The sequence below is a fragment of the Pseudomonas emilianonis genome (assembly GCF_023072625.1).
In the GTDB taxonomy this organism is placed as follows: Bacteria; Pseudomonadota; Gammaproteobacteria; order Pseudomonadales; family Pseudomonadaceae; genus Aquipseudomonas; species Aquipseudomonas paraveronii.
Genome location: NZ_JAKNRV010000382.1, coordinates 1 through 4,689, shown reverse-complemented (window position 1 = coordinate 4,689; position 4,689 = coordinate 1). Strand labels below are relative to the sequence as shown.

6 protein-coding genes are annotated in these 4,689 nt (G+C 60.3%); all 6 read right to left on the bottom strand.

Going from position 1 to position 4,689, the window contains the following annotated elements:
* The coding region (locus L9Z73_RS25715) for an ATP-binding cassette domain-containing protein (RefSeq protein ID WP_247407186.1) at positions 1 to 247 on the bottom strand (247 nt) is incomplete at its 3' end.
* A gap of 13 nt (positions 248 to 260) precedes the next feature.
* Positions 261 to 1,379, bottom strand: coding sequence for a succinylglutamate desuccinylase/aspartoacylase family protein (locus L9Z73_RS25710; protein WP_247407184.1), 1,119 nt, complete (start codon positions 1,377 to 1,379; stop codon positions 261 to 263).
* 9 nt (positions 1,380 to 1,388) lie between these two features.
* On the bottom strand, positions 1,389 to 2,099 hold the full coding sequence (locus L9Z73_RS25705) for an ABC transporter permease (protein WP_247407182.1): 711 nt from the start codon (positions 2,097 to 2,099) through the stop codon (positions 1,389 to 1,391).
* Positions 2,096 to 2,824 carry an ABC transporter permease gene (locus L9Z73_RS25700; RefSeq protein WP_247407180.1) on the bottom strand — a complete coding sequence of 243 codons (729 nt, stop codon included), beginning with the start codon at positions 2,822 to 2,824 and terminating at the stop codon, positions 2,096 to 2,098. Before L9Z73_RS25700 ends, L9Z73_RS25705 begins: the two co-directional genes overlap by 4 nt.
* A 57-nt stretch (positions 2,825 to 2,881) precedes the next feature.
* Positions 2,882 to 3,661, bottom strand: a complete 780-nt coding sequence (locus L9Z73_RS25695; protein WP_247407178.1) for a transporter substrate-binding domain-containing protein — start codon at positions 3,659 to 3,661, stop codon at positions 2,882 to 2,884.
* Positions 3,662 to 3,986: 325 nt separating this feature from the next.
* The coding region (locus L9Z73_RS25690; RefSeq protein ID WP_247407176.1) for a penicillin acylase family protein at positions 3,987 to 4,689 on the bottom strand (703 nt) is incomplete at its 5' end.

Below are 4,689 nucleotides of genomic sequence, written 5' to 3'. Positions count from 1 at the left end.
CGGCGTCGTCGGCCACGCGCATGCCGTGGCGGTCGCTGACCATGCGGATCGGCTTGTCGTCGAGGGTCATCGCGCCGTCGTTGGGGGTTTCCAGAAAATTGATGCAGCGCAGGAAGGTGCTCTTGCCCGAGCCGCTGGCGCCGATCAGGCTGATCACGTCACCGGTCTTGGCCTTGAGCGAGACGCCTTTGAGCACTTCATTGTCGCCATAGCTTTTATGCAGGCCTTCAACGGTCAGTTTGTACATGGGGCGTGCATCCTCAAGGCGAAAGTAGGTAGCCGCTGCGGTAGGCCTCTGAGCCTGCGACATGGCCGATGACCATCCCAGCAGTGGCCATGCGCCGCAGCGAACGGGCGTAAAGCAGGCCGGCGCTTTTGCAATGCACAGGCGTTACGCGGTCAGTAATGGGGTCGATGATTTCGGCGATCAGTTGCCCGGCTTCGAGGTATTCGCCGGGCAAGGCGCTGAACACCAGCAAGCCGCCGACCGGCGTTGCTACCGGTTCGACACCCGCCAGCGGGGTGGCCGGGTAGGGCAGGTCGGGCAGGGGTGCCACGTCGCCGGCAATCGCGCCGAAGTGAATCAGGTAGTCGATGATCGCCTGGCAGTCGAGGCCGGCCAGGCCATGGTTGACGTCGCCCTGGCCGCGCAGTTCGACGGTCACCGAAAAACTGCCCATGGGGATCGGGAAGCGCTCGCTGAAGCGTTGCTGCAACTGCCACCACACCAGGGTGAAGCACTCATCGAAGGATTGCCCACCGGAATCGGTGGCCAGCAAGTTGGCCTCCGAGCCGATATACCGCGCCAGCGGCTCCACCTGCGGCCAGGCCTCGGGCGTGGTGTACAGGTGCGCCACGGCTTCGAAGTCGCAATGCAGGTCCAGCACCATGTCGGCATCACAGGCCAGGCGTTGCAGCACCAGGCGTTGGGATTGCAACTGGGTCGTGGCGGTTTGCTCCGTCAGGGCGCTGGACAGCGCCGTGCGGATCAGTTTGACGTTGCGCTGGGGATCATCCCCGAGTAAATCCTTGACCTGATGACCGACCTCTTCACTGAGGTCGACAAACAGGCGATTGAAGTTCTGCCCGCTTTCCAACTCATAGCGGCCCAGTGGGATGTCCATCAACACTTGTTCGAGGCCTGCCGGGTTGGCGATGGGCACCAGCACAATCTCGCTGCGCAAGCGCCCGGCGGCGGCCAGTTGCGCCAGGCGTGCCTTGAGATGCCAGGCCACCAGCATGCCCGGCAGTTCATCGGCATGCAGCGACGCCTGGATGTAGATCTTGTGTTCGGCCTGCTCCGGGCCGAAGTGGAAGCTGTGAATCTGCCGCGCCGTGCCTGGCACCGGCGCGATCAGTTCATGGATCTGATGACGCATGAAGGCTCCTTAATGGCTCGGCCCGAGGAAAGCCAGCCAGCGGCGCTCCGCCAGACGAAACAGACCGACCAGGGCAAAGGTCACGGTCAGGTAGATCAGCGCAGCGATACCGAATGATTGAAAGGTCATAAAGGTGGCCGAGTTGGCGTCTCGGGCCACTTTGAGAATGTCCGGGATCGTCGCGGTAAACGCCACCGTCGTTGAGTGCAGCATCAAAATCACTTCATTGCTGTAGTACGGCAATGAACGGCGCAGGGCCGACGGCATGATCACATAGGCGTACAGCTTCCAGCCGCTGAGGCCGTAGGCTTTGGCCGCTTCGACTTCGCCGTGGGCCATGCTGCGGATCGCCCCGGCGAAAATCTCGGTGGTGTAGGCGCAGGTGTTGAGGGCAAAGGCCAGGACCGTGCAGTTCATCGCGTCGCGAAAGAACGCATCCAGCACCGGCTGGGCGCGCACGGCGGCAATGCTGTAGATGCCGGTGTAACAGATCAGCAATTGGATATAGAGCGGCGTGCCACGAAACAGGTAGGTGTAGAACTGCACCGGCCAGCGCACCAGGGGGTTACGCGACACCCTGGCGATGGACAGCGGGATCGACACCAGAAAACCGATCACCAGTGAGGCGCTGAGCAGCCACATCGTCATGGCCAGGCCGGTGATGTGCTGGCCGTCGCTGTAAAGGAATGGGCGCCAGTATTCCTGCAAGAGTTCGATCATCGCACGGCCTCCCGGGAGCCTGCCGAATAGCGACGTTCAAGACGGCGCAGGACAAAGTTGGACGCACTGGTGATCAGCAGGTAGATCAATGCGGCGACCACCAGGAAGTAAAACAGTTGATAGGTGCTCTTGCCGGCATCCTGCGCGGCCTTGACCAGGTCTGCCAGGCCGATGATCGACACCAGCGCGGTGGCCTTGAGCATCACCATCCAGTTGTTGCCGATGCCCGGTAGGGCAAAGCGCATCATTTGCGGGAAGGTCACGTAGCGAAACCGCTGCCCGCGCTTGAGGCCATACGCTGTGGCGGCTTCCAGTTGGCCACGGGGCACCGCGAGGATCGCGCCGCGAAAGGTTTCGGTGAAGTACGCACCGTAAATAAAGCCCAGGGTGATCACCCCGGCGCTGAATGGGTCGATTTCGATGTATTCCCATTCCATGAAGTCGGTAAGACCGGTCAGCCAGGTTTGCAGGCTGTAGAAAATCAGCAGCATCAGCACCAGGTCGGGCACGCCACGAATCAGCGTGGTGTAGAGCTGGGCGGGAATGCGCAGGAAGGGCAGGCTGGACAGTTTGGCGCTGGCGCCGAGCAGGCCCAGCAACACGCTGACGGCCAGGGACAGCACCGACAACTTGATGGTCATCCAGGTGCCTTGCAGCAACAGCGGGCCGAAACCCTTCAAACTGAGCGCGCTCAGCCCGAGGGTTTGCAACAGTTCTTCGAACATAAATCAGGACCTATGGCGATAAAAAAGCGCCCCTCGCGGGAAGGGGCGCCCCAGGCATTATTTGCCGCTGTACAGGTTCAGATCGCCAAAGTGTTTCTTCTGGATGCTGGCGTAGGTGCCATCATCATGTAACGCTTTGATACCTTTATCCAAAAAGGCCTTCAGCTCGGTGTTACCTTTTTTGATACCGATCGCCGTTTTCGACGGCAGCAGTGGGTCGTCGATGGCCGCGCTGACTTCATAACCGGCACCGGCCGGCGACTTCAGGAAGCCCAGTTCGGCTTGCAGCATGTCCTGCACGGAGGCGTCGAGACGGCCGGAGGTCAGGTCAGCGTACACCTGGTCCTGGTTGGCGTAGGCCTTGGTGGTCACACCGGCTTTATCCAATACGGCCTTGGCATAGGCTTCCTGGATGGTGCCTTGCTCGTAGCCCACGGTTTTGCCCTTGAGGGACTCAGGCGTCGAGTAACCGGCGCCCTTCTTGAAGACCAGCGAAGTCGGGCCGGAGAACAGCTCGTTGGAGAAGTCGATGGCCTTCATACGGGCTTCGGTGACGGTCATGGACGAAATCACGCCGTCGAATTTGTTGGCTTTGAGGCCTGGAATCATGCCGTCGAAGTCGCTTTCGACCCACTTGCACTTGACCTTCAGCTCGGCGCAGATCGCATTGCCCAGGTCGATGTCGAAGCCCACCAGGCTGCCGTCAGCGGCTTTGGACTCGAACGGTGCATAGGACGGATCGACACCAAAACGCAATTCCTTGTATTCCTTGGCCAAGGCGGAACCTGCGGCCATGCACAGAGCCAGTGCAGAAAGGGTCAGCAATGCTTTTTTCATTATGTAATCCCTGGAAACCAAGATAAGCGCTTGTGGCGCGTTTAGGACTGTTACTGAACGGTGTCAGACGGATCACAGGTAGCAATATCTGCACCATAGTTCCGAATGTCGCTCCGAATGATCATTTTAAAAGGTAGGAAGAGGGAGTTATTAGTGTAGGAGATGCCCGATAAGTGGGCATTGAAAATCGGCTGCACTATTTTGGATCGAGCGCAGATTAAAAAATGTGGGAGCAGGCTTGCCTGCGATGAAGCCGTGTCAGTCACCCTTTCAGTGACTGATCCGCCGCTATCGCAGGCAAGCCTGCTCCCACCTGTTGGTACGGTTATTTGCCGGGAGTGAGGGTCAACCTGGCTTTCCCATACACCTTGTCAAAGTTCTGCGGCTGCATCGGGAAGCTCAGGTATTGCGCCTTGAGCGACGGATCGATGCCGTTGGCATAGTTCGGGCTGGCCGGGTTGCCGGACTGGCCGATGCCGCCCTGGCCCATCATCGGTTCCGCCTGGCCGAAGTCGACAATCATGCGCAGTGCCGGCACTTGGGTGGTGTCGAAACTTTGCCCCCAATTGTACGGGGCCGGGTTCAGGGTGTTGTGGTCGCCGCCGCTGGCCAGCGGGCCGCGAATCACCTGGCCGTTGCGGTTCTTCCAGGTGGTGCTGTGCAGTTTGCCCCACTGCCAGGCCTTGTGATCGGCACCCAACTGGCTGTCGCCGGCAGTGATCGCGGCGGCCAGGCTGCGGGCGAGGATTGCCGGTTTGTCTTCTTTCTGCGGGGTGCGTACATCGTCCCAGAATGGGCTGTCTTCACGGCCCAGCAGGTGGTCGGCCTGGGCGGCGTAGGACAGGTTGGCGTTGCTGATAAAGGCTTTCCAAGTGGCGCTGTTTTCCGGGCCGAGTTCGTCGAGGAAGATCTGTTTGCTGCTTTCCTGCAGGAACAGCTCATACATCGCCGCGTCGGCGGACGTCGGCGCCAGGCGGCCGTCAAACGCCATCAGGCGACTCAGCGCTTCACGGGCCTTGGTCTGTTCG